Below are 21,998 nucleotides of genomic sequence, written 5' to 3' on the forward strand. Positions count from 1 at the left end.
TTTTGCGGTCAATTTCAAAAACATCCAATGCGGGGTACACCACAGAATGGCCTTGCAGCACATGCAGACACGTTCTTTGATTTACTGTACCTTTTATCCAAATAGTATTCCGGCTTATGCTGAATAGAAGATTACTAAGAACCAAGGCGGTTCAGGCACTTTATGCGCGGCAACTCACCGCCGACGCGAACCGTTTGCTGGCGCTCGACAATATTGAAGAAGCTTTCGCGCCCGACCTCAACTCGATGGAGTTTCAGGATCGCAAAAAGCTCTCCGGAATGAAGCAACTCGCGAATATGACGCTCGACGAGTTCATCAAGCACGGCAAGCCGAACGAAGACGAGGAGCTTCCGGCCAAAGTATTGACCGTAGCGAGAAGCGCCTATGAGGCATATACCCGGCAGACTAATTCGGATGGAGAGAAACTCGTAAGAAGGGTTTTGAATGAGACGGAAACCATTTACGTCGACTTTATCAGAATCCTGTCGATGCTGATCGAACTGGCGCACCAGGCGAAAATCGACCGCGAGCGCAGGTACGAAGACCCCGAGGCTCCATTCCCGAAAGATTCGGGCCTGGATTCCAACCGGGTGATCAAGGTATTGCAGGAAGACAAGGCGCTGACGGAAGAAATTATCCGCAGCGGCATCAACTGGTCCGACGAAATGAACCTGATCCGGAAGATTTACCGGGAGGCATTGCGGAAGGACGAAACCTATGAAACATATTGCAAATCGGCTTCGCACGAGCCGGAGGAAGACCAGGAGCTGATCCAGCACGTCCTGCGTCAGATTATCCTCAAACACGAGGTCTCACTCGACTATCTCGAACAACGTGACCTTTACTGGGCCGACCACGCCGAACTGATCCGCAGCCTTGCGATCAAAACCCTGCGTACGGCCGACCACGCGCACACGTTCCAGCTCGCACCGCTGACCAAGGATTGGGAAGAAGACAGGGCATTTGTGGAAGAGTTGTGTAAAATTGTGGTTAGGGATAGCGACCAGTACGATATTTATCTTGAAGACCAATTGAAAAACTGGGAACTCGAAAGGATCGCATTGGTGGACCTCATTATCCTGAAAACAGCCCTCGCGGAGCTGATCCATTTCCCGGGTATCCCCGTGAAAGTCACCATCAATGAGTTTATCGAGATTGCAAAAAGGTACAGTACCCCAAAAAGTGGTAAGTTTGTGAACGGCGTCCTCGACGTACTGTCCGTCAAGCTTGCGAAGGAAGGCGTGATCAGAAAAAGCGGGCGCGGATTGATTGATAATAAGTAAAAGCTGACGAAATTGGGGCCGGGTATAATGGAACAATTTTTGGAGGCCATTATAGAAAATGAAGCTGAGCCCCTGTTAACAGCTAAAAAACTAAGAGAAATCATGAGTAAAACCAGTAATACTTTAATCGCATTCCTGACAGGCTGCGCTACGGGCGCGGCACTGGGTATCCTTTACGCTCCCGACAAAGGGGAGGTGCTTCGTACCCAGCTTACATACAGGCTGTCCAAATACCGTGAAAAACTGCAAGAAGTTATTCAGGACCTGGTTGATAAGAAAGACCAGCCCGACAATTTTTCCAGAACGGAAGGCGAGCGCGTGGTGAATGATGCCCGTGAAAAAGCCGAAAAGCTGCTGGAAGACGTCGATCGCCTGATGGCGCAGATCAAGGGACAAGCCAGCTAATGCTTTCTATGAAGAAAATAGCCCTTTTCGCGGTGCTGGGATTGGCAGTAGCTTTTTCCGGTTGTTCCAAAACTGACAAGAAAGGCGAGGAAAAACAGGCAAGTTCAAAGATGCCTGTTTTTGCTTTGATCGATAGTACCGAGTATGATTTCGGGACGATCGAGGAAGGTGCCATTGTGGAACACGAGTTCAAATTCCGCAACGACGGCGAATACCCGCTGATCCTCAATAATATCAGTTCCTCGTGCGGGTGTACGACGCCCGAATGGCCGAAAGACCCGATCGAAGCAAAGCAGACGTCCAGCATTAAAGTACGTTTCGACAGCAAGCACAAGGCAGGCCCGCAGGTTAAAACCATTACGGTTTACGCCAATACCGAGCCGGCTAATATCGAATTGAGGCTGAAAGGCATCGTTAATGCAGCACCTCAGCCGGCCGTCGATTCGACAACGGCGAAGAAGTAACATTTATACAACCCATCTACTACAATGAATTTTTCTATTTTAGCACAAGCAGGAGCCGGCGGCTCACAAGGGATGATCTATCAGGTCGTAATGTGGGTTGGTATCATCGGGGTATTCTATTTTTTCATGATCCGTCCGCAACAGAAGAAGCAGAAGGAGCAGAAAGAATTGCTGAATAACCTGAAAAAGGGCGACCAGGTCGTGACCATCGGTGGAATCCATGCACGGGTTTACACGGTGGAGGAAGCGACGGTGACGCTTGAGTTGGATAAAGGTGTGAAATTAACAGTCGAGAAATCGGCGATTTCCCGCACGATTGCGGGTAACTAATTGTGAACAGCATGCATTCGCCGCAATGCATGCAATTTCAAAATTGTTGTGAGCCAAGTCCCACCCAACCAGAACAGGATCAAAACATTTATAGGATGCTTGCTTGCAGCATCCTTTTTTTGGTTAATGAACGTCCTCAATAAGGACAATTATTCTCTCAAACTGAATTACCCGCTGTCGATCGAATACGATAATGCGGCCTACGTGCCCATGCAGCCGCTCCCGAAGCGGATTTCGGTGAACGTGACGGGCGACGGCTGGACATTACTCCAAAAATCCTGGCTGAATTTCAATGCTAACCCGGTGATCTACCGGGTACAAAACCCGAACGTGTCCAGTTTCATCAACTCCACCACACTCACCGACCAGATCACGGACATGTTCCCGAACCTGCACGTGAACTATGTGGTAGCCGACACATTCGAGCTGAACTTCGAACCGAAAATCCGCAAGATCATCCCGATCCGCGTCGATAGCACAGGTATCGATATTCGTGAAGGGTATGTGATTTCGAGCTTTATCAATGTGTCCCCGTCGCTGATATCGGTAGATGGCCCCGTTTCTCAGATCAAATCTTACCCGGATACGATCAGGGTACGCGTGCAAACGCCGAAAATCCAGAACAACTACGACGAAAGCCTGCCCATTCCGCTGCCGGTTTCCCCACTGGTGGAAGTGAGCCACCGGGATGTTTACGTGAGCTTCGAGGTAGCGCAGTACCTTGCGGCGCCTCCGCAGGAATAACTTATCGCCAACCCTGCATTCCATGAAACTTCCCCTCCTGATAGGCGTTACCGGCGGTATTGGTTCTGGTAAAAGCATGGTTTGCCGGCTCTTCGAATGCCTGGACGTGCCGGTGTACTATGCCGATAGCCGGGCCAAATGGCTCACGAACCACGACCCCGGGATCAGGGAAAAAGTGACCGCGTTACTGGGGCCGGAAGCTTATGCCGAAGGTTTTTATAATACCAAATACGTCGCTTCACGGGTTTTCGACAACGAGCCATTGCTGAAAGAACTGAATGCGATCATTCACCCGGTGGTGATGCGTGACACAAAATCGTGGGTTGCGCAAAATGAGGGTATTCCTTATGTGCTGAAAGAAGCCGCCATTATGGGGAAAGCGGGTGAGGCAAATGCCGTTGACTACGTGGTGGTGGTGGAAGCACCGGTGGATCTGCGCATTCAAAGGATCCTGCAACGCGACAACCGCACGGAACAAGAAATCCGGGCCATTATCGAACGGCAGGTTTCGGATGAGCACCGGCGCGAAATAGGCGATTATTTTGTGCAAAACGACGATGACTCCGAGTTGATACCGCAAGTGTTGCATTTGCACGATACTTTCCGGAACGCAGGTTCTTCCAGAAATTAAAAATCGACATCCAGCCCCAATGCTTGTTTCAATTCGAGTAAATAGGGGTTTTTTTCTGCCAAAAAGTTGAATTTCTCGGCAGGCGTGTAAGGCAGCCTGTTTACTTCCTGAGGGGCCACACGGGGGTTGATATCCAATTTCGGTGCATCTAGCCGTGCTTTCAGGAAGCCCAGTAATTCATACCGCACATTCGCCACAGCGTCGAGCTGGTGGTCGTTATCCAACGCGATTTCAATGGTGGTGCCGCTCAGCTGAAATTCACGGTTCAGGGTAATTTGCTCCGTGGTGGAATTGCCGGCTTGCAGGCGCTTTTGCGAAAACTCGTACCATAGCCGTTGCAGGTTGGCCAAATTCAGCTCCTCTTTTTTCGCTCCGTTTGACACAGTGCCATAGTCTACTTTCGCGGGCTGGCTGGTCTCTTCTTTCGCTGCCTGCGAAGGTGGCGTGAGCGATTGCGTGAGGGAAACGGTGTTTTTCAGGCGAGAAGTTGCAGCTTGCGCGGGATTGGCCGGCGCATTGGCGGCATGCGTATGTGCATTATGTGTAGGCGCGGCGTGTTGCGGTGCTGTTTGCTGCACATGTGCCTGCGCAAAAGCGGCTGGCTGAGCTGCCGTAGCATGTGTGTTATTTGCCGGCGAGGTTGTGTTGCCGTTAGTGTACTGCCCATTGTTGGCCGGGCCGCCTGGTTGCGGAGCGTTCGCGGATGCGCTTAATGGTTGTCCGGGTTGGGGCTCAACTTTTTTTTTTGCCGTTTCATCAACGGCTGCAAGGGTGTGAAGTTGAAGAACCTGGGGCAAACTGGCGAGTTTCATGAGACAGAGCTCTACATGCAACCGCTGGTTTTTCGCCGATTTGTAGTTGATATCGCATTGCCCGGTAATGCTCAATGCCGAGAGCAGGAAACTCAGATCCGCCATGAGCGACTGTTCGAGGTACTTCCGCTCGGCCGACTCGGAAACTTGAAGCAAGGTAACCGTGGCCGGGTCTTTACACACAAGCAGGTTCCGGAAATGTTCCAACAGGCCTACTATGAACAAATGGCCGTCAAATCCTTTTCTTAATATCTCATCGAAAAGTACCAGCGAGCGGGCAATGCTGCCGGCCGTTAGCGCGTCGGTGATTTTGAAATAGTAATCGTAATCGAGAATATGCAGGTTTTCCAGTACCGCCGCATAGGTGAGGTGGTTATCAGTGGAAAAGGTCACATTCAAATCGAACATCGACAATGCGTCACGCAAACCGCCGTCGGCTTTCTGGCCGATCAGTTCGAGGGCTTCATGATCTGCGTTAATGCCTTCTTTTTTGGCAATATCCAAAAGATGATGCGCAATGTCTTTCGACTGAATGCGGTTGAAGTCGAAAATCTGGCAGCGCGACAGGATTGTTGGAAGGATCTTATGCTTCTCCGTCGTGGCGAGGATGAAAATCGCGTACGAAGGCGGCTCTTCCAATGTCTTCAAAAATGCATTGAAGGCGGCCTGCGAGAGCATATGCACCTCGTCGATGATGTAGATCTTGTACTTACCGGTTTGGGGCGGGTACCGCACTTGGTCGATCAGGTTACGGATATCTTCCACGGAGTTGTTGGAAGCCGCATCGAGCTCGTGGATGTTGAAAGAAGCGTTGTTCTGGAAGCTTACGCATGATTCGCATTCGCCGCAGGCCTCCACGTCGTCGCCCAGGTTCTGGCAGTTGATCGTCTTGGCCAGGATACGCGCGCAAGTCGTTTTTCCCACTCCGCGCGGGCCGCAGAAAAGAAAAGCTTGCGCGAGGTGATTGGTGCGAATGGCATTCTTTAACGTGGTAGTAATGTGTGATTGACCCACCACCGAATCAAAGGTGACGGGACGATACTTCCTGGCCGAAACAACGAAATGATCCATGGTGCAAGATACTTCCGTGCACTGGATTTTCAAAGCCGCTACTTCGTTACGAGCGGGTACACGCGGACGTAATCGACCTCCATTTTTTGCGGGAAAATGCTGTCGTCCACGCCCTTCTGCCCGCCCCAGTTACCACCGACGGCGATATTTAAAATTAAATGAAATGGTTTGTCGAACGGCCATTCGGGCCATTGGTAGGCCGCTTCTTTTTTGAATGTAAAATAGGCGTTTCCATCGACGAGAATCGTCACGGCATCGGGCGTCCATTCACATGTATACACGTGAAAATCCTCGGAAAGCCCCTGCACGACCACATTGCTACCCTTGTTGGTTTTAATCGCATGGTTGAATGCTTTCGTGTGAATATTGCCATGCACCCGGTCCTGGTCGAACCCTACGTGCTCCATGATATCGATCTCGCCGTTGTCCGGCCAGCCTTTGTTGCCATAGTCGTTCCCGCTGGCCAGCATCCAGATGGCCGGCCATGTCCCGCGCCCTTTCGGCAACTTCGCCCGGATCTCGAATTTCCCGTACAGGAAATCCCCCTTACCTTTCGACACCAGCCGCGCCGAACTGTATTGCTGCTTCCCCGACGGCTCCTTGATGGCCGTGATCACGAGGTTGCCATCCTCTACCCTGGCATTCCCGATCTTATCGGTATAGTTTTCCAGCTCATTATTTCCCCAACCATGATCGCCGAGGTTATAGCTCCATTTGGCCGGGTCGGGCTCGCCGGGTGTAGTAAATTCGTCCTGCCAGGATGGGGTAGAGGCGAATTCGTAGGTAGGCTGGGTTGGCAGCTTGTCGGGAGACGGCTGGGCGCAGCCTGATAACGCCAAAAGAACGGCTATTTCGGGTAGGGTTGGAAGCAGCATGAAACTACACTTTCTTTGTTTTGTCGGTTTTGGTACGGTCTGCGAAAAGCGCCGATAAGTCTGCTGTACGGAGATACTCGTTGGCATCCTTCAACTTTTGGTCAACGAACTGTTGCTGTGCAGGAGAGAGTTTAAATTTTTTGGTCTCTTCCAATGGTTTTGTCTCCTTCATGTCGTCGTAGTTTAATGTAATATAGTTCAAAATCAGTATTTGGGGTAAAAGGGACCGCCTTGCCATGCTGACCGCCGAAAATTTCGAATTTCTCTGAAATGCGGAACAGCTCCCTGCTCAACGCTATTCGGTACAGCCTTTGCCTGCGACTGTCATTGCCTCTGAACATGACAATGCATTCCGGCCTGATTTTCAGAAAATGATCAACGATCTGAAACACGGTAGCCAGGATCACCGGCATGTCGCCGTTATTGCTTTCCACATCATCCCGCAATCGATCTTCATCCACGTCTACCAGTGCCAGATTGAAGAGCCATTCATTTGCTGTGGGCGTCATTAGAACAGCCTTATGGATCTTTTTGTTTGCGCTGACGCTTTCAAACTTATAAATGTGCTCATCAGGAATGACCTCAAACGGATAGCCCCTTTCATCCATATTCTAAACGACTTACAGTGTGTGTTGAAACGCCGTCAAACATAGAAATTTTTTTAATAATCCAAATTATAAATTCCTAAACCACAGCATTTAGTGAAATCGTTTGGTTTTCATGCTTAATTTTGTGGCCCGCTTGTCGTTTTTATGTAATGAAGGATATTAAGTTGAGTACGGAAGTCGCGCTGGATGCACCCGATTGGAGGATTAATCACCATACCAAAATACTGACCATCGGCTCGTGCTTCGCCGAGGTGCTGGGAAGCCAGCTGGACGATTACAAGTTCCACGTGCTCAACAATCCCGTAGGTACGGTGTTCAACCCGCTCACGATTTGTAAAATACTCGACAGCGCCGTGGAGGAAAAAAGGCCTAACCCCGCGCTGTTTCTTCAAAATCCCGATCATATCTGGCTGCACCACGATTTTCATTCGTCGCAATGGGCCATGGGGCAGGCGTCGCTGGATGCGCAGCTTTCGGATAAGCTGGATGAAATGCGTGAGTTCCTGGCGGAGGCCGATCTGCTCGTCATCACATTGGGCACTGCATATGCTTACCGCCACCGGAAGACGAACCTGATCGTCGGGAACTGCCATAAGTTGCCCGGCGACCGGTTTGTAAAGGAACTGCTGCATTTCGATCAGATCACCATCGCATTTGAACAACTCATTCAGAAACTGATCCCATACAACCGGAAGATGCGCATTATGCTCACGGTGAGCCCCGTGCGCCACACCCGCGACACGCTCCCGCTTAACCAGGTGAGCAAGTCGACATTGCGGCTCGTATGCCACCGGCTCTCGGAGAAATACAAGCACGTGGGTTACTTCCCGTCGTACGAGATCATGATCGACGAGCTTCGGGATTACCGGTTCTATAAGGAGGATATGATCCACCCGAGCAGCCTCGCGGAACAGTACATTTTCAATGCTTTTACCCAAACATACGTCGAGCCCGACGCGCTGAAATTCATGAACGAATGGGCGTCGCTCCGGGACAGCCTCGCGCACCGGCCGCTGCATGGTTTCACACAGGGGCATCTCAAAATGCTGAAATCGCTGTGGAGCAAGCTCAATGCATTGTCACGAAATGTGGACGTTTCGGCGGAGATGGAGGAGGTAGAGCGGCGAATCGGAGAATTTCCGGGAATGTGACAAACTCATTGCCCGCATTTCGTGTTGCATAATATCAAGTCAAAGTACCAACCATAATAATGGGAGAATTTACAATCAATAAGGAAAAAGTATTGCAGGCGTTGAGTACTGTGGAAGAGCCCGACCTGAAAAAGGATCTGGTGACGCTCGGTATGATCCAGGATATAGAAGTCGGGGTAAACCAGGTGCGGTTTACGGTAGTGCTGACCACCCCCGCTTGCCCCCTCAAAGAACTGATCAGAAAGAATTGCGAGAATGCGATCCACGAGCATCTGAGCCCGGATGTGGAGGTGATCATCAAGCTCACAGCCAACGTTACCACTACCCGGCACACCGGCCCGTTGATCCCCGGCGTGAAAAACGTGATTGCGATTTCGTCCGGGAAAGGCGGCGTCGGTAAATCTACTGTTACGGCCAACCTTGCGATGGCATTGCACCGTTCAGGCGCGAAAGTGGGCATTATCGATGCGGACATTTCAGGCCCGTCGATCCCGGTGATGTTCGGCGCGGAGAATATGCAGCCCACCATTACACCGAAAGACGGTAAAAACTACATCAATCCGATCCGCCAGTACGGCATTAAAATGATGTCGATCGGCTTCCTGACCCCACCTGACAGCGCAGTCGTATGGCGCGGACCGATGGCGAGCCAGGCATTGCGCCAGTTTTTCGGCGATACCGACTGGGGCGAGCTGGATTACCTGCTCATCGACCTGCCCCCTGGTACCAGCGACATTCACCTGACGCTCGTACAAACCGTTCCGGTAACCGGCGCGGTGGTGGTTACGACACCTCAGAAAGTGGCCCTGGCCGATGCGATCAAAGGTTTGTCCATGTTCAAACAGCCGCAGATTAACGTACCTATTCTCGGAGTGATCGAAAATATGGCCTGGTTTACGCCCGAAGAGCTGCCCGACCACAAGTACCACATCTTCGGAAAAGGTGGCGGACAGGCGTTGGCAGATAAATTCGAAGTGCCTTTGATCGGTCAGATTCCATTGGTACAAGGTATCCGCGAGGCGGGTGACGACGGCCGTCCGGCAGTGATGGATACCAACGCGATTGTGAACGATGCGTTTATGAGTGCCGCTGAGGCATTGGCGCAGCAGGTAGCGATCCGCAATGCGTCACGCGAAAGAACGAAAGCGGTAGAGATCGTGGTTTAGCAGTTAGTGACTGAATGATTTGATTTTTTGGATATAATCTTGCATCTTAGCAGACAGACTTTTTAACAATGGATTCAAAAGAAAAAACCATAGAATTGATCGAGCAGGCGCTCGAAACGGTGCGTCCTTACCTGCATGCAGACGGAGGTGATGTGAAATTTGTGGAACTGACGGACGACCTGGTTGTGAAGCTGGAACTGCAAGGCTCCTGCCAAAGCTGCCCGATGAGTGCGATGACGTTCCGTGCCGGATTGGAAGAATCGATCCGTAAAGCTGTGCCATACATTAATAAAGTAGTTTCTTCCAATGTGCCGGAGCTGGCATAACAGCGGAAAAATAATATTGAATATTCCTAAAAAGCAGTTTCCCGAAAGGGGAACTGCTTTTTGCGTTTTAATACCCGCGTTGGATAGCCGGAAATTGATTCCTCCCGTTTAGTCCGTTATATTGCGAACCACATTGAAATGCTAAATCAGGATTATCAGACATGCGTATCGGAATTTTTTTTGGAGGTCCTTCCCGCGAACGGGAAATATCATTTGCGGGCGGCAAAACAGCATTTGAATACCTCGACAAGTCACTTTTTGAGCCGGTACCGGTTTTTGTGGACAGCTTCGGAAGGTTTATACTGTTGCAAAAGGAGTTAATGTACCAGTCCGAAATCCGGGAGTTTTATCCGGCGCCGGGCATTCAAAAAGATGGCTTCAAAACATACATCGAATCGTTTCCCGAACTCGCCGCGGCCGATGTGCCTGCCGACACCGGAACACTGATTACCCCCGCCGATTTCAAAAACCATTTCGAATTCGCATTCCTGGCCATGCATGGGCCCGACTGTGAGGACGGCGCCATTCAGGGCCTGCTCGAATGGTACAAAATCCCGTACAGCGGCCCCGGCCTGATGGGCTCCGCAGTGGGTATCGACAAGATTTTACAGAACGAAATGATCGCCCTCGTGAACGGGCAGGAAAAGAAGAGCTGGACGCTCACCTATAACCAGTGGGTGCCGAAGGATTACCCGCTGCTCTTCCAGGTGCTGAAAAAGCATTTGGGGCTGCCGCTGGTGATCAAGGCGCCGCATCAGGGCTCGTCTATCGGCGTAGCCATCGTGAAGGAGGATTCGCTGGACGAATTCGTGGCTGCCGTGAACCAATGCTTTTTCCAGATCGAGCTGGATGCAGCGACCTGGAAGGAACTCGATGAAGCCGAAAAACTGGCCTGGGGGCAGAAAATTGCTAATCTCGACGAAGGCATCGGCTTTCCTGTCGTATTTCATGGGAAAACCATTTACCATCCTGTGACGCTGATCAGCGAGCTGGAAATCTATTTTTCCGAAGGAAATAACCAGGCATTGCTGAGCAGTTCCAATGCCGAAGACCAGGTGCTGATCGAAGAATTCGTGAATGGGCAGGAGTTTTCCTGCGGCTGCATTCAGTTTGATAACGGCGCACCGCTGGCATTACCACCAAGCGAGGTGATTAAAATGGTGCAGGTTTTTGATTTTAACGCCAAATACAAGCCCGGCGCCAGCCGCAAACGCATTCCGGTGGACACTACGCTGGAAAAGAACCGGGAAATCCAGCAAATGATTGCCGCGGTGTTCCAGCAGCTGGGCATCAATGCGTGCGTGCGCATCGACGGCTTCCTCACCGAAGAAGGCACCATCCTGCTCCACGATCCGAACACCATTCCGGGTATGTCTCCTACTTCCTTCATTTTCAAGCAAATGGCGGAGATTGGGCTGAACGTGACCCAGGCATTGACCTACCTCATCCGCCAGTCCCTGCGCGAACGCATACGTACGGGTAAACACACCTGGGCGCTGCGGGCGCTCCTGGAAAAGCTGGATGCGCAGATTACTGCCGGCGTCGCTGTGGAAAAACCTGCCGAACAGATCGTGTTCGACGCCACTGACGAGGCGTATGCCGAAGCGCGCCGCCGTTACGACTTGCTCAATGCGGAAGGAAAAAAGAGGCCGGTACCGGTACTGAAAGCCGCCGACGGCCAGTTCTATCAATTGTCCAATCCGCTGATGTTCAAGGAATACGTATCGGATGTGGAGGCGCTGCTGCACGGGGAGCGCCACCCGCTGCTGACCGAGACTTCGGAGAAAGCGGCGTCGATCACCACCTTTTTTGCAGGTGCGGTATCCTACGACATCACCCGAATCGAAAGCCCGGCATTATAATTGCAAGTATTTGCGAGGTTACTAAATGATTGCTCATTATGAGCGATTTACAAGCATTCACGTGCCCGGGAGCGGCGTGATACCAGATTGTTAATTTTTTTCAATTTTCTGGCCGTTTCTCGTGTTTTTGAAAACCGGTTTTCTAAATTGGGTAATTATTGAAATTCATTCCTTTCGAAAAATTGACAGATTAATGGCACAAGGAGCTGAAAAAGTTAGATTGAGTCTTCAGAAAGAAAATAAGGGATGGAAAAAGTGGGGGCCTTACCTGTCTGAACGCCAATGGGGGACCGTTCGCGAGGATTACAGCGGGAATGGCGATGCCTGGAACTACATTACCCACGAAATGGCCCTTTCCAAAGCATACCGCTGGGGCGAGGACGGGATCGGTGGTTTTTCTGATAACAAACAGCATATATGTCTCTCGTTCGGGTTCTGGAACCATAAGGACAAAATATTGAAGGAACGGATCTTCGGACTGACTAACCGGGAATCGAACCACGGGGAGGATGTGAAGGAAATGTACTATTACCTCGATAGCACGCCGACGCATTCGTACACCAAAATGCTTTACAAATACCCGCAGCAGCCATTTCCCTACGAAAAATTGCGACAGGAGAACGGCCGGCGCGGTAAACAGGACCCGGAGTACGAAATCATGGACACCGGTGTGTTCGATAACGACGATTACTTCGATATCTTCATCGAGCACGCCAAGGCCGACGAGGAGGATATTCTCATGAAAGTGACGGTTTTCAACCGGGGGAAAGAGGACGCGCCCATCACGGTGCTGCCGCAGATTATGTTCCGGAATACCTGGTCGTGGGGTTACGAGGCGTTCAACTACAAGCCGATCATGAATGGTATTTCCAACCGGCTGATCGAGGTAACCCACCGGAAACATGGTAAATATAACCTATACCTCGACGGTGCGGATGAGCTGTTGTTCTGCGAGAACGAAACCAATTTCAAGAAACTTTACGGTACGGCCAATAATACCGCTTATCCTAAGGACGGTATCAATGATTATGTGATCAGCGGCCAGAAGAGCAATACCGTCAATCCGAACAATATCGGTACGAAAGCAGCGGCGCGTTTTACCAAAACTATCAAAGGCGGCGAGAGCGCCACTTTCCGGCTGCGGTTCGTCAACCATACCATTTCAGAGCCATTCGGCGGGTTTGAGGACCTTTTTAGCAAGCGTATCCGGGAGGCTGACGAATTTTACGATGACCTTCAGCGCGACGTTGCGGACGCGGACCTGCGCTCGATCCAGCGGCAATCCTACGCCGGGATGCTTTGGAGCAAGCAGTTCTACTATTACAATGTATACGAATGGCTTAAAGGCGACCCCGCGCAGCCGGGCCCAAACCAGGGCCGGAAATGGGGCCGTAACTCGGGCTGGAAGCATTTATATGCGGCCAATATCATTTCAATGCCCGATAAATGGGAGTACCCGTGGTTTGCGGCATGGGACTTAGCCTTCCATTGCGTGCCGCTGGCAAGGGTGGATGCCGATTTTGCCAAAAGACAGCTCGAAATCCTCCTGCGCGAGTATTATATGCATCCGAACGGGCAGATACCTGCCTATGAGTGGAACTTCTCCGACGTAAACCCGCCCGTACATGGCTGGGCGACGTGGAAAGTATACGAGATCGACCGCGAGCAGAACAATGGGGTGGGAGATATCGAGTTTTTGGAAAAAATATTCCATAAACTGCTCCTGAACTTCACATGGTGGGTCAACCAGAAGGACGATACGGGCAATAACATTTTCAGCGGCGGCTTCCTCGGGCTCGATAACATAGGGGTATTCGACCGCTCTACGCCGATGCCGTTCGGCGGCAAGCTCCAACAGGCCGATGCTACGGGCTGGATGGCCATGTATACGCTCAATATGCTGCGCATTTCGGTGGAGATCGCCCTGGTGCACGGTGTTTACCAGGATATGGCTTCCAAATTCTTCGAGCACTTCCTGCACATTGCGGGCGCGATGGAGTCTATTGGCGGGAAAAATTCGTCGATCAGTCTCTGGGACGAGGAAGACCAGTTCTATTACGATGTGATCCACATTCCGAACGGACAAAGTATTTTGCTGAAAGTACGCTCGATCGTAGGCCTTATCCCGCTTTTTGCCGTAGAAATTCTGGACCCGCAGAATCTGGACAAACTACCGGTTTTCAAACGGCGTGTGGAATGGGTGTTGGCCAACCGGCCGGACCTGGCGAGGTTGATATCGCGGTGGTTCGAGTCGGGAAAAGGCGAGAACAGGCTGCTGTCGATCCTGCGCGGGCACCGGATGAAGATGATCATGAAACGGATGCTCGATGAGAGCGAATTCCTGTCGGATTACGGCGTGCGGGCGTTGTCCAAATACCATGAGCAGAACCCGTACAAGTTTTATATCAATGGGGAGGTGTTGCAGGTAGATTACACGCCGGCGGAAGCATTGACCGACATTATGGGCGGTAACTCCAACTGGCGCGGCCCGATCTGGTTCCCGCTGAACTACCTCATTTTCGACTCCCTGATGAAATTCCATTCCTATTACGGCGAGGATTTCATGATCGAATACCCGACCAATTCCGGCAACCTGACAACGATCAAAGACGCCGCACTGGCCATTGCATGCCGGTTGATCGACATTTTCAAGAAGGATTCGGAAGGGAAAAGGGCGGTGTACGGGCACGATGAAAAAATGCAGAAAGACCCGAATTTTAACGAGCACGTTCTTTTTTACGAATATTTCCACGGCGACAATGGCCGCGGCTGCGGCGCAAGCCACCAGACGGGCTGGACAGGGCTCGTAGCGGAGCTGATCCACAAAACGGCCAAAGAACAGTTTTCGGCGATCGAGAAAGAGCCGGTTGAAATCAGTAAATAGTATCCACACTTACATTTTATCATTCTCTTAATTTATTCTCTTTAACTCATTATGACTGCAAAATTGGAACCGAATGTGATGACCAAAGTGAGCAGCTGGCTCAACGGTGATTACGATATCGATACAAAACAATCCATTCAACAACTGATTGATGAAGGCAACGATACTGAACTGACAGACGCGTTTTACAAGGACCTCGAATTCGGAACGGGCGGTTTGAGGGGCCTCATCGGCATCGGTTCCAACCGCATGAACCGCTACACGGTCGGCAGCGCTACGCAGGGTTTGGCCAATTACCTCAACAAGGCATTCCCGAATGAGGAAAAAAGCGTGGCCGTGGCTTACGACAGTCGTATTAAATCGGACGAGTTTGCGAAGATCATCGCCGATATTTTCACAGCCAACGGCATTTCCGTGTACCTGTTCGAAGCATTGCGCCCGACGCCTGAGCTTTCCTTCGCGATCCGTTTGCTGGGCTGCAAAAGCGGGGTAGTGGTAACGGCTTCACACAACCCCAAAGAATATAACGGTTACAAAGCCTACTGGACCGACGGTTCGCAAGTGGTAGCGCCGCACGATACCAACATTATCAACGAAGTAAATGCAATCACTTCCATTGACCAGGTGAAATTCGACGGCGATGCGTCGAAAATCACGAAGATCGGTGCGGATGTGGATGAAAAATACATTGACCATATCCTGTCCCTGTCCATTTCGAAAGGTGCATTGGAACGTCAGAAAGACCTGAAAATCGTGTATACGCCGCTGCACGGAACGGGCGTCACACTCGTGCCGCAATTGCTCGGTAAAATGGGCTTCCAGGCCGTAACCGTGATCGAAGAACAGGCCGAACCGAAAGGCAATGGCCAATTCCCGACGGTGGTTTATCCCAACCCCGAGGAAAGCGAAGCGATGTCCAAAGCCGTTGAAAAGGCCAGGGAAATCGACGCGGACCTCGTCATGGGCACCGACCCTGATTCCGACCGTGTAGGTATCGCGGTGAAAAACCACCACGGCGAAATCCAGCTTTTGAATGGCAATCAGACGGCCAGCGTCCTCATTTATTATCTTCTGAACGCCTGGAAAGACGCCGGAAAACTCACCGGGACGCAGTTTGTGTGCAAAACCATCGTAACCACCGACCTGATTGACAAGATGGCGGCAGCTTACGACGTGAAATGCTACAACACGCTCACCGGTTTCAAATACATAGCCCAGGTAATCCGTGAGAAGGAAGGCCAGGAGCAGTTCATCGGCGGCGGGGAGGAAAGCTACGGCTACCTCATCGGCGACGCGGTGCGTGACAAGGACGCGATCGCTTCCTGCGCGATGATCGCCGAGCTGACGGCCTATGCCAAAGACAAGGGCCTGAGCCTCTTCGATATGCTGATGGAAATCTACAAACAGTTTGGTTTCTATTACGAAGGGCTGATCTCGCTGACCAAAAAGGGTAAATCCGGCGCAGACGAAATCCAGCAAATGATGGCCGATTTCCGCGCTAACCCGCCGAAAACCATCGCAGGCTCGCCGGTAGTACGCATGGACGACTATAAGGCATTAACCACTACCGATTTCAAAACGCATGCGACCACATCCATTCCATCTGGCGAAATGGGTATCGAATCGTCGAATGTACTGCAATTCTTCACCGAAGACGGCACGAAATTCACCTGCCGCCCGTCGGGCACCGAGCCAAAGATCAAGTTCTACGTAGGCGTTCGCGCAGCACTCGAAAAGAGCGAGGATTTCGACAGCGTTTACGCTTCACTGAAAGACAAAGTGAAGGCGATCGGCGAGGAGCTGAATTTGAAATAAGACCTTAATCAGGTTTAATATACGTGAAGGCGGCCCATTCGGGCCGCCTTTTTTGCGTTATCGGGCATATACTATAATGTATTTTCGTCGGGCACTGTCTTCGAGTAACGTCACCCGCTCGACTTTCGAAATAGGCAATTCATTCAGCTCAGTGAAAGTGGTTGTACCGGTGTTGAGATACAATGTGGCGTTTTTGTGATAATCCGAAATTTGAAGCGTATTCGCCGCTGACGTACCAATGCCGTTCTTGTTGTAAGACTGCGCGGCATTCGGTCCGATGAGCAGTTGGCGTGTATAGGTGCGTGCGGAATGCGCGCCAAGGCTTTGCCCCAATTTGAATTCAAAATAGGCGACCTCATTTCGTTTTGCAATCGCAAGTGCTTTTTCGTAATCCTGCTCCATTTCATTGAGTAAAGGTGCAGGCGGAAGTCGGCCCATTCCGCTCTCAAAGCCCGAAATGAAGCCTGAATAGCCTTTCATAGGTTCAAATTCGGCATCTCCTTGCTCTTCGCCGGTCCCGTAGCCGCCTTTTGAACTGATACGAACCGACACGGCGGTAATGTATTGTTGCAGCGGGTCGAATTGTAATTTATTGACTTCAAACTCCTGCCCGAATTTTTTCATGACTGCTTTGATGGCGTTAATGTCATCCCATGTCGTCAATGGCGTGATGGCCCAGTACAATGTCTTGTTGACGATCAAAATGCCTTTCGTTGATTTCGGCTCAAATTCTTCTGACTTTGCATTCTCTACGTTAGTTGCTCTATCACGTGAAAGTTTGCTGGCGTTCGTTGAGGAGTCGGTTTCTGATTTATACTTTTCGTCCGTAAAAGCTTGATTATCGGATGCCTTTGTATCAATCACTTCCCCAACCAGTGGCGTCACAAACGGGCGGATCTCTTTCGGTGTCAGCCGGATCATCTGCTCACGGTAAGGTGCCACGAATGCCGACGAAATGTAAATCAATGCAAGCGCGACCGCATACTTTCCCCAAACTAAGTAGTGCGACGGTTTTCGGTTCATCATTTTAATTCGTTTTTTAAGCAACGACTGAGCAAATGAATTGGTCAGTGGTAGCTCGTGCGTACGCAGTGCGGTATTGAGCAGGTTGTATTGATATTGTTTTTTCTCAAAACCATTATCCAGCACAGCGCGATCGGCCAGGTATTCGAGGTTTTCCTGCACAAGTTTTTGGTGTACCCAGGCAAACGGGTTGAACCACAGGAAAATGCGCTGAATTTCGCCCAGCAACAAATCAGCACTATGCCACTGCCGGGCGTGTTCCGACTCGTGAGCGACGATATTCCGCAACTCTGAATCCGAATGCTTTTCCACATCAAGAATGATCCATTTAAAGAAAGAGTAGGGCGTCGAGCCAGCCACTCTAACAATGCATGTTCCATTCACGCATTGCTCCTTCTTGCCTCGTGTTACGATGAAAAATAGCCGCCCGATTTGAAAAAGAAAATAAGCCGACAGCGCCAAAACCCCACCCAGATATAGCACGATCATCCATTCAGCTGTATTTACCGATGATCCAGCGGTCGCGGACGTCACATGCAACGCCTCGAATTGTACGGTGGCAAGTGGGGTGCCTAGCATCGGGAGCTTGCCTACTACTTTCGGAATGCTATGATGAAATTCTGCCTGCACAGCTTTCGGGCCCCAGTCGGGAAGTTTTACGAGCGGCAGCGTCCAGGCTGCTGCGGCATTGAGCCACAACAGAATGCGGTTTAGTTTTGAAAAAGTCTCAAACTGAATGAGCCAGCGGTAGGCCAGTGTAAGAACAGCCAGTACCAGACTGACTTTCATAAGGTAAGGGATCAGCATAAGTCGGCGGATTAATGGTTTAGATCAATACTATACTCCTTCTTCGATCATCCGGATGATCTCACGCAGGTCGTCCGGTGTCACTTTTTCCTGTTTGGCGAAATAGGCCACAAGGTCCTTGTAGGAATGGTTGAAGTACCCTCCAACGACCTTGTTCAGGACGAAGTGATTTTGATAATCCTCCTGCTTCACGACCGGAAAATACTCGTACGTGTTCCCGAACTGCCGGTGCGATACATACCCTTTCTCTTCCAGGTTTCGGATCATGGTCGAAAGTGTATTGTAGTGCAGCCTGGGTTCGGTAAAAAGCGGAAGCATGTCTTTCACGAATGCGGCGCCTTGCTTCCACAGCACCTGCATCACTTCTTCTTCTTTGTTGGTTAGCTTTTCAAGTTCCATGCGGTAAATATTGAAACTATTTTTATAGTTAACAAACTATTTTTCTAGTAATAATTTTTTCGGACAAAAAACGATGATTGTCAAAACGGCGTTCGGCACGACTATTGAACCGTTAATTAACCAATAAGTCACCTTTTGTTTTCTTAAAGTGATTTTGCATAATACTTTTTGAAGAATGGATAGTAAATTACAAGTATCATATAACGACACCTGACTAACATGATGAAAAAACTACTACACAGCAACCTGGCGTTGCTTGGGCTGGTCCTGGCGCTTTGCTGGAATGCGGCCTGGGCGCAGGACGGGTCGCTGACGGGAAAAGTCACCGACAAGGACGGGGCAGAGATCCCCGGTGTGAGCGTCGCCGTGAAAGGCACTTCGCGCGGCACTTCTACGGACGGGAATGGGACGTACTCGATCCAGGCAGCACCCGGAGCGGTGCTGGTTTTCAGCTTTATCGGTTTTAAAAAGCAAGAAGTCGTCGTGACGGCGCAGCGAACAAACGTCAATGTGCAGATGGAGCCCGACGTGTCGATGCTCGACGAGGTGGTGGTGACCGCCCTCGGGCAGACGCAGGAAAAGCGCGCGATCGGCTATTCGGTGCAGTCCATCCGGTCGGACGAGATCAGGGAATCGGGTAACCCTAACATGGTGGGCGCATTGCAGGGCAAGATCGCCGGGGCGGTGATTACCGGCTCGGGGGGCGCACCGGGAGCCGGCGTGAACATCATTCTGAGGGGCATTACGTCGCTCAGCGGCAGTGCCGACAACCAGCCGCTCTTCGTGATCGACGGCATTATCATCAGCAATTCCACCACAGCCGGCAGCCCGTTGCCCAGCGCCGGATCGGCCTCGCCGGGGGCTTCCGAGCAATTTGCGAACACCAATCGCGCGGCCGATATCAATCCCGACGATATTGAAAGCATTTCCGTTCTGAAAGGCCCTGCCGCCACGGCGCTTTATGGGCTGCGGGCTTCCAATGGGGCCATTATCATCACCACCAAGCGGGGTAAGTCGGGTAAACTGAATGTGTCGCTCTCGCTATCGGGCGGCGTGGACGTGCTCGGTAAGTCGCCCGACATTCAGACGCGCTTCATCCAGGGACGTTTCGGGGAGTTCATTTCGCCCACCGAAGTACGCCAGCGGACGCCCTACCAATCTTTCGGCCCGTCCATTATCGGTAATACCACCGACCGCATTTACGATAATTTCCGTGGTTTTTACCAGACCGGTTTCCGCACCAATAATAACATTTCCCTCACCAAAGGCAGCGAAAAGGGCAATATCTATGTTTCGGCCGGGCATAACTATCAGCAGGGCATTGTGCCGGCCACGCATTTCGAACGGACTTCCGCCAAAATCGCCGGTACTTACAATTTTACCAAACGCTTCTCTGCGTCGGGCTCATTCAACTACGTCCGTTCCGGCGGAAAACGCCCGCCGGCAGGCGACAAATCGGTATTCAGCGCATTGTCGTATTGGCCCAATACCTATGACGTCAACGACTATCTGAACCCGGACGGCTCCTACAAAAACCTGCTGCCGGGCTTCACCGACAACCCGGTGTACCTCGTCAAAAAAAGCCCGCGTATCGACGCTGTGAACCGCTATATTGCCGATCTGACATTGAACTATAACATCATCGACTGGCTTTCCGCCAAATACCAGATCACGATGGATGCATTCAACGAGCGGCGGAAACGGCAGGTGGATAGCACATTCGACGTGGGGACTGCCGTGAAAGGCTTTTTGATCAAGGAAAACATCAACTATCGCGAAGTCAACTCCAACCTGTACCTGACTGCCACGAAGCAGCTGAACGAGAACTGGAACGGCTCGCTGATGGTCGGTAACTCGGTAGTGGGCAGCAAGCGGCCCGACAGCTACTACGAGCGCGGCGAGGGCTGGAAAGCGCCGTTTACGGACGAAATAAGCAGTTACCGCAACCAGCAGAAACGTTTTTACTCACCATTGGAATACCGCATTGTCAGCTTCTTCGCCGACGCCAAGCTGAGTTACAAGGACATTTTGTACCTGAATGCGACGGGCCGGAACGACATCGTTTCGACGCTGCCCACAGCCAACAACTCATTCTTCTACCCGTCGTTCAGCGCCGGCTATATTTTTACGGAAAACCTGCCGAAGAACAACATTCTGAGTTACGGAAAGCTGCGTGCCTCGTGGGCGCAGGTGGGCAAGGGCACGGACCCCTACGTGATAGGCGTGTATTACGAGCTGGCCGACAACTTTCCGTTCGGTAATACGGTGCCGGGCTACATCAGGCGCTCCACCACGGCGGCCGATAACCTCAGGCCCGAGCGTACGACGTCCATCGAATTCGGTACCGAACTCCGGTTTTTCAGTAACCGGCTTATGCTCGACGCGACCTATTTCACGATGGACAGCAAGGACCAGATCGTCCGTGCGCCGGTGTCGAATGTGTCGGGATATTCATTTTATTATACCAATATCGGCCTGATCCGCAACAAGGGCGTGGAACTGCTGGCGACTTTCAAGCCGCTGCAAACGGCACGGTTTACCTGGGATATGTCTTTGAATTTTACCAAAATGTCGGGAAAGGTGATCGAAATGCCCGATGAGCTCGAAGAAATCTCCTATTTCGATAATGGCAGCCGCGGCGTGCTGAAAGTGCGTGAGGGAAGTAAATTGGGTGATTTGTGGGGCCTCGATTATCTCCGCGCGCCGGATGGCCAGCTGCTGATCCAGTCGAACGGCTTCCCGCTCACCAGCCAGGTCACCACGCCATACGGCAATGCACTGCCAGACTGGACGGCCGGCTTGACGAACACCTTCAATTATCGCGGGCTCGGCCTGTCGTTCCTGTTCGAATGGCGGCAAGGCGGGGATGTGGTGGACCTCGGTGAGCGCAATGCATTCCGGGCCGGGTCGATCGAGATCACGGAAAAGCGTTATGAGCAGGTCGTTTTCAAAGGTGTGGTGGAGAAAAAGGGTGCCGACGGCTCGGTGACCTATGTGCCTAATACCAAAGCGGTGATCCTGGACGATGCATTCTACAATCCTTCTACGGCCCGCTACATGGGTAATTCCGCTCAATTCAATATCCAGGACGGTTCCTGGTTCCGTTTGCGGACGGTGGGCCTCTCGTACGCGATCCCGAAAACGGCATTGGCCAAATCCGTTTTCAAAGGCGGGATTCGGTTCAATCTGACGGCTACCAACCTTTTCCTGAACACGCCTTTCCGCGGCTACGACCCCGAGGCGCTTACCTTCGGGTCGGGGACGAACCTCATCGGTTTTGTGGGCCGGAACAACCCCGCCACGCGCAGTTATCAGTTGGGTATCAACGTTAATTTTTGAGAG

18 protein-coding genes are annotated in these 21,998 nt (G+C 51.4%); 13 read left to right on the forward strand and 5 right to left on the reverse strand.

The features are described from left to right. Positions 1-116 precede the first annotated feature (116 nt). The 6 genes from nusB (at position 117) to coaE (ending at position 3,857) form a co-directional block, all read left to right on the forward strand. Positions 117-1,283, forward strand: coding sequence for a transcription antitermination factor NusB (nusB, locus tag H144_RS0112040; RefSeq protein ID WP_019942317.1), 1,167 nt, complete (start codon positions 117-119; stop codon positions 1,281-1,283). Between the two features lie 102 nt (positions 1,284-1,385). Further along, the gene (locus H144_RS0112045) at positions 1,386-1,688 is read left to right on the forward strand and encodes a YtxH domain-containing protein (protein WP_015814366.1); all 303 of its coding nucleotides are present in this window, start codon (positions 1,386-1,388) and stop codon (positions 1,686-1,688) included. Positions 1,689-1,696: 8 nt separating this feature from the next. After that, positions 1,697-2,152, forward strand: coding sequence for a DUF1573 domain-containing protein (locus H144_RS0112050; RefSeq protein ID WP_019942319.1), 456 nt, complete (start codon positions 1,697-1,699; stop codon positions 2,150-2,152). A 24-nt stretch (positions 2,153-2,176) separates the two neighbouring features. After that, complete coding sequence (yajC, locus tag H144_RS0112055; RefSeq protein WP_019942320.1) at positions 2,177-2,482, forward strand: preprotein translocase subunit YajC; 306 nt, start codon at positions 2,177-2,179, stop codon at positions 2,480-2,482. 126 nt (positions 2,483-2,608) lie between these two features. Continuing rightward, positions 2,609-3,226, forward strand: coding sequence for a YbbR-like domain-containing protein (locus tag H144_RS0112060; protein WP_019942321.1), 618 nt, complete (start codon positions 2,609-2,611; stop codon positions 3,224-3,226). Positions 3,227-3,248: 22 nt separating this feature from the next. Continuing rightward, complete coding sequence (gene coaE, locus H144_RS0112065; RefSeq protein ID WP_019942322.1) at positions 3,249-3,857, forward strand: dephospho-CoA kinase; 609 nt, start codon at positions 3,249-3,251, stop codon at positions 3,855-3,857. Here the strand turns inward: coaE and H144_RS0112070 are convergent. From H144_RS0112070 to H144_RS33255, 3 genes are all read right to left on the reverse strand, one after another. After that, entirely contained in the window at positions 3,854-5,740 is a 1,887-nt protein-coding gene (locus H144_RS0112070) for a DNA polymerase III subunit gamma/tau (protein ID WP_019942323.1), read from the reverse strand. The two genes, coaE and H144_RS0112070, sit on opposite strands and share 4 nt — an antisense overlap. Before the next feature lie 38 nt (positions 5,741-5,778). Beyond that, on the reverse strand, positions 5,779-6,615 hold the full coding sequence (locus H144_RS0112075; RefSeq protein WP_019942324.1) for a glycoside hydrolase family 16 protein: 837 nt from the start codon (positions 6,613-6,615) through the stop codon (positions 5,779-5,781). Positions 6,616-6,746: 131 nt separating this feature from the next. Further along, positions 6,747-7,223 (reverse strand): DUF6934 family protein, encoded by a 477-nt coding sequence (locus H144_RS33255; RefSeq protein ID WP_019942326.1) that lies wholly within the window; start codon positions 7,221-7,223, stop codon positions 6,747-6,749. A gap of 149 nt (positions 7,224-7,372) precedes the next feature. On the opposite strand from H144_RS33255, the gene H144_RS0112090 reads away from it, so the two are divergent. The 6 genes from H144_RS0112090 to H144_RS0112115 all read left to right on the forward strand — a co-directional run bounded on the left by H144_RS0112090 (position 7,373) and on the right by H144_RS0112115 (position 16,427). Beyond that, entirely contained in the window at positions 7,373-8,374 is a 1,002-nt protein-coding gene (locus H144_RS0112090; RefSeq protein WP_019942327.1) for a GSCFA domain-containing protein, read from the forward strand. A 59-nt stretch (positions 8,375-8,433) separates the two neighbouring features. Then, the gene (locus H144_RS0112095) at positions 8,434-9,540 is read left to right on the forward strand and encodes an Mrp/NBP35 family ATP-binding protein (protein WP_019942328.1); all 1,107 of its coding nucleotides are present in this window, start codon (positions 8,434-8,436) and stop codon (positions 9,538-9,540) included. A 68-nt stretch (positions 9,541-9,608) separates the two neighbouring features. After that, positions 9,609-9,866 (forward strand): NifU family protein, encoded by a 258-nt coding sequence (locus tag H144_RS0112100; RefSeq protein ID WP_019942329.1) that lies wholly within the window; start codon positions 9,609-9,611, stop codon positions 9,864-9,866. Between the two features lie 161 nt (positions 9,867-10,027). Further along, positions 10,028-11,728, forward strand: a complete 1,701-nt coding sequence (locus H144_RS31745; protein ID WP_019942330.1) for a D-alanine--D-alanine ligase family protein — start codon at positions 10,028-10,030, stop codon at positions 11,726-11,728. Positions 11,729-11,921: 193 nt separating this feature from the next. Next, complete coding sequence (locus tag H144_RS0112110) at positions 11,922-14,612, forward strand: MGH1-like glycoside hydrolase domain-containing protein (protein WP_026350631.1); 2,691 nt, start codon at positions 11,922-11,924, stop codon at positions 14,610-14,612. 51 nt (positions 14,613-14,663) lie between these two features. Next, positions 14,664-16,427 carry a phospho-sugar mutase gene (locus tag H144_RS0112115; RefSeq protein WP_019942332.1) on the forward strand — a complete coding sequence of 588 codons (1,764 nt, stop codon included), beginning with the start codon at positions 14,664-14,666 and terminating at the stop codon, positions 16,425-16,427. Between the two features lie 57 nt (positions 16,428-16,484). Here H144_RS0112115 and H144_RS0112120 read toward each other — a convergent pair whose 3' ends face one another. Together H144_RS0112120 and H144_RS0112125 are read right to left on the reverse strand one after the other, a co-directional pair. Next, positions 16,485-18,149, reverse strand: coding sequence for a M56 family metallopeptidase (locus H144_RS0112120; RefSeq protein ID WP_229207890.1), 1,665 nt, complete (start codon positions 18,147-18,149; stop codon positions 16,485-16,487). 138 nt (positions 18,150-18,287) lie between these two features. Beyond that, positions 18,288-18,656: a BlaI/MecI/CopY family transcriptional regulator gene (locus H144_RS0112125; RefSeq protein ID WP_019942334.1), complete on the reverse strand. Its 369-nt coding sequence runs from the start codon at positions 18,654-18,656 to the stop codon at positions 18,288-18,290. Positions 18,657-18,875: 219 nt separating this feature from the next. On the opposite strand from H144_RS0112125, the gene H144_RS0112130 reads away from it, so the two are divergent. Beyond that, positions 18,876-21,995, forward strand: coding sequence for a SusC/RagA family TonB-linked outer membrane protein (locus tag H144_RS0112130; protein ID WP_019942335.1), 3,120 nt, complete (start codon positions 18,876-18,878; stop codon positions 21,993-21,995). Positions 21,996-21,998: the final 3 nt, after the last annotated feature.

The sequence above is a fragment of the Dyadobacter beijingensis DSM 21582 genome (assembly GCF_000382205.1).
In the GTDB taxonomy this organism is placed as follows: Bacteria; Bacteroidota; Bacteroidia; order Cytophagales; family Spirosomataceae; genus Dyadobacter; species Dyadobacter beijingensis.

Coding starts and splice junctions, on each gene's coding strand:
- nusB (WP_019942317.1), top strand. CDS start 117: ATGCTGAATAGAAGATTACTAAGAACCAAGGCGGTTCAGGCACTTTAT.
- H144_RS0112045 (WP_015814366.1), top strand. CDS start 1,386: ATGAGTAAAACCAGTAATACTTTAATCGCATTCCTGACAGGCTGCGCT.
- H144_RS0112050 (WP_019942319.1), top strand. CDS start 1,697: ATGAAGAAAATAGCCCTTTTCGCGGTGCTGGGATTGGCAGTAGCTTTT.
- yajC (WP_019942320.1), top strand. CDS start 2,177: ATGAATTTTTCTATTTTAGCACAAGCAGGAGCCGGCGGCTCACAAGGG.
- H144_RS0112060 (WP_019942321.1), top strand. CDS start 2,609: ATGAACGTCCTCAATAAGGACAATTATTCTCTCAAACTGAATTACCCG.
- coaE (WP_019942322.1), top strand. CDS start 3,249: ATGAAACTTCCCCTCCTGATAGGCGTTACCGGCGGTATTGGTTCTGGT.
- H144_RS0112070 (WP_019942323.1), bottom strand. CDS start 5,740: ATGGATCATTTCGTTGTTTCGGCCAGGAAGTATCGTCCCGTCACCTTT.
- H144_RS0112075 (WP_019942324.1), bottom strand. CDS start 6,615: ATGCTGCTTCCAACCCTACCCGAAATAGCCGTTCTTTTGGCGTTATCA.
- H144_RS33255 (WP_019942326.1), bottom strand. CDS start 7,223: ATGGATGAAAGGGGCTATCCGTTTGAGGTCATTCCTGATGAGCACATT.
- H144_RS0112090 (WP_019942327.1), top strand. CDS start 7,373: ATGAAGGATATTAAGTTGAGTACGGAAGTCGCGCTGGATGCACCCGAT.
- H144_RS0112095 (WP_019942328.1), top strand. CDS start 8,434: ATGGGAGAATTTACAATCAATAAGGAAAAAGTATTGCAGGCGTTGAGT.
- H144_RS0112100 (WP_019942329.1), top strand. CDS start 9,609: ATGGATTCAAAAGAAAAAACCATAGAATTGATCGAGCAGGCGCTCGAA.
- H144_RS31745 (WP_019942330.1), top strand. CDS start 10,028: ATGCGTATCGGAATTTTTTTTGGAGGTCCTTCCCGCGAACGGGAAATA.
- H144_RS0112110 (WP_026350631.1), top strand. CDS start 11,922: ATGGCACAAGGAGCTGAAAAAGTTAGATTGAGTCTTCAGAAAGAAAAT.
- H144_RS0112115 (WP_019942332.1), top strand. CDS start 14,664: ATGACTGCAAAATTGGAACCGAATGTGATGACCAAAGTGAGCAGCTGG.
- H144_RS0112125 (WP_019942334.1), bottom strand. CDS start 18,656: ATGGAACTTGAAAAGCTAACCAACAAAGAAGAAGAAGTGATGCAGGTG.
- H144_RS0112130 (WP_019942335.1), top strand. CDS start 18,876: ATGATGAAAAAACTACTACACAGCAACCTGGCGTTGCTTGGGCTGGTC.